The following is a 2,530-nucleotide window of genomic DNA, read 5'->3' as shown; positions in this document are numbered from 1 at the left end:
ACTTGAAAATAGCAGACAGAGTTGCTTATTGGCAGGTGTAGCGATTTTATTAAAAAGATTTTAAACAGGTTCTAAGTGTTTTGGATAACGAAAAGGCTGCTGCTCTTTTTTGCGCTCCTCTTCCGCTTTTGAACGATCAAACTCTTTGTAGTCCCCCTTCTGAATGTCCATCACGGCTTGTGGGAATGTCATATCATAGTACATCATCGCAAAGCTAATCGCTCCATATCCTTTTTCCCCTCGACTATTCCAGGCGTACTGGTTTCCTTTAATGATGAGACTGTCATGTTCCGTATGACGATAATAATTTCCTTCTTTCTTAAACGTTTCTCCTTTTGCTTCCAGATATGAAATCAAGTCAACTTTTCTTGCTTTCATCGCATCCTCCGCACTGACATATGCCATTACGGAATCCCCCCTTTACTCTATAAAATGAAATAAAAAAGAGGACTATTCCGTTTCCTAGTCCTCTTTTGCTACTTATAGTTGTTACATTTCATTTTTATTTGCCGAATAAGAATTTTAATCGCTTCTCCTGTACGCTGTATGATAAACGAGCGTCAAATTTCTTCCCGTTTTTATTTGAGATAAACCCTTTGATCTGATCCGTTACATTCTTTTCTAATAACTTTTTCACATGGTTACTACTTAAATTTTTACCAGAGAATGTACCAAAAATAATGAAGTCACAGCCTTTTTTGTATTTCTCACATAAGTAGTTACTTTTCCCTACAAGAACCCTACTCTTACACAATGGACATTTACCAATGGTACGATCTTCAGTCGTTGGAAAACGGAATTTCAAACTTCCGTCCGTTTCCATATAGATAGCTGCTGTAAATTCTCCCTTTTCTCCTTGAAAGCCATTGATAAAATCTGTTGTTTTATACTGAAGTAGCTTCTTCATTTGATTACCAGGGATTGCTTTCCCTTTCATTTTGGCTGGTAACATAAAATCACATCCATTTTTATGCTCTGTGCATCCATAAAATGTTTTACGATGAAGCATATCCCCTTTTTTACATTTTGGACATTTACCAAATGACAGCTCCTCTTGTGTTGGGAACTGAAATTTAACTTTCCCTTCATGTAACACGAGATAAGCGGAAAACTCCTTCTCATTGGACTTAAATCCTTTTAAAAGATCTGTTTTCTTATCTTCAAACAGCTTTTTCGCTTGTGCTTCCGGAATCGCTTTTTCTTTAATTTTTTTCGGTAAGGAGATTTCACATTCCGGATAATTACTGCACCCGTAAAAGTTCCCTTTATGAAGGATTTTCCCTTTTCTACAAGGGCATTTGCACACCTCAATCTGCTGATTCCAGGTATTAATAATGCTATCCGACACCTTATCATCCATTGCGCCTAATTGTTCCACCGTATCTTTTACAAACGTATTTGTTTTTTCTACGAATTCTTCATAATTCATTTCATCCTTTTCGATCATGTAAATCATCCCTTCCATTTCAGCCGTATAAGCTGGATTTTTAATTGTATCTACCGGAAAAGCATCTATAAAAGCACGACCAATAGGTGTCGTTCGAATTTGATTATTGGTGACATCAATATAGCTACGATCTAACAGCTTCGGAATAAATGTTTCTTCCGTTGCCACTGTCCCAATCCGTTTCCCTTTCATGAGTTCCTTCAAATGTTCATCATCTAATTTACGTCCTGTCGTTTCCATAAAGGTTAAAATGGAACTTTCCGTATGAAAGGCTGGTTTCTTTGTTCGAGACTCAATCAAGTCATACTGAACGATTCTGAAAGAATCTCCTTCTCGTAAAATAGGTATCTGGAATGCTTCAACTGACCCCTCTTCTATATCCTCTTGAAACACACTTAGAAACCCTTTCTCTTGTAGGATTTTTTCTTTTGTACTGTATGTGTTGCCCTCTTGATCTATAAAATGTACTTCTCTTACCAGGTAGATTGCTGGTTTCATAAAGTTCCCGATAAATCGTTTTACAATTAAGTCATATAACTGTTTTTCTAATGGATCTCGATTCGTCCCGACATATAATTTTGTTGTTGGGATGATGGCAAAGTGACTACTGACTAATTCATCATTAAATGTAGTGTGTTTTTTTGTAATAGAAGATGGGATTACTTGTTGTACGAGATTTGCATAAGAGCTTTTTTCTAGTGCTCCCATTACTTCTTTCACTCGTTCCACTTGTTCTGTAGGTAAGTGCCTGGATGAAGAACGAGGATATGTGATAAAGCCTTCTTCATACAAACTCTGAATATGTTTTTTAGCTGTTTCTGCATTTATCTTCATCTTGGCATGTGCATCTTTGTAGATATCCGTTAAGTTATATAGTAATTTTGGTTTCTTTTTTCTCGTACTCTCTTTAAATTCCGTTGCGATTACATTCGTTTCTTTCAAGCTATCTCCAAGCTTTTGTAGTGGCGATGGATCTATCAGTTGCTCATCTGTTTTCATTACTGGTGGAGGGTGTTGCAAAACTAAAATAAATATGCAATGTTATGAATCAGAAAAACTAGCTGAACATGCAATAGATAGCGA

2 pseudogenes are annotated in these 2,530 nt (G+C 36.4%); both read right to left on the bottom strand.

Annotation, left to right across the window (positions count from 1 at the left end):
* Window positions 1-69 precede the first annotated feature (69 nt).
* Window positions 70-405, bottom strand: a pseudogene (locus tag ACQRBL_RS27620) (hypothetical protein); the annotation flags it as partial.
* A gap of 97 nt (window positions 406-502) precedes the next feature.
* Window positions 503-2,452, bottom strand: a pseudogene (locus ACQRBL_RS27615) (DNA topoisomerase); the annotation flags it as partial.
* Between the last annotated feature and the right edge of the window lie 78 nt (window positions 2,453-2,530).

Origin of the sequence: Bacillus sp. AF62 (assembly GCF_050312695.1) — a bacterium.
GTDB classification, from domain to species: Bacteria; Bacillota; Bacilli; order Bacillales; family Bacillaceae_G; genus Bacillus_A; species Bacillus_A cereus.
Note: the sequence above shows the minus strand (reverse complement) of the source record. Positions and strands in the feature narration are given on the sequence as shown.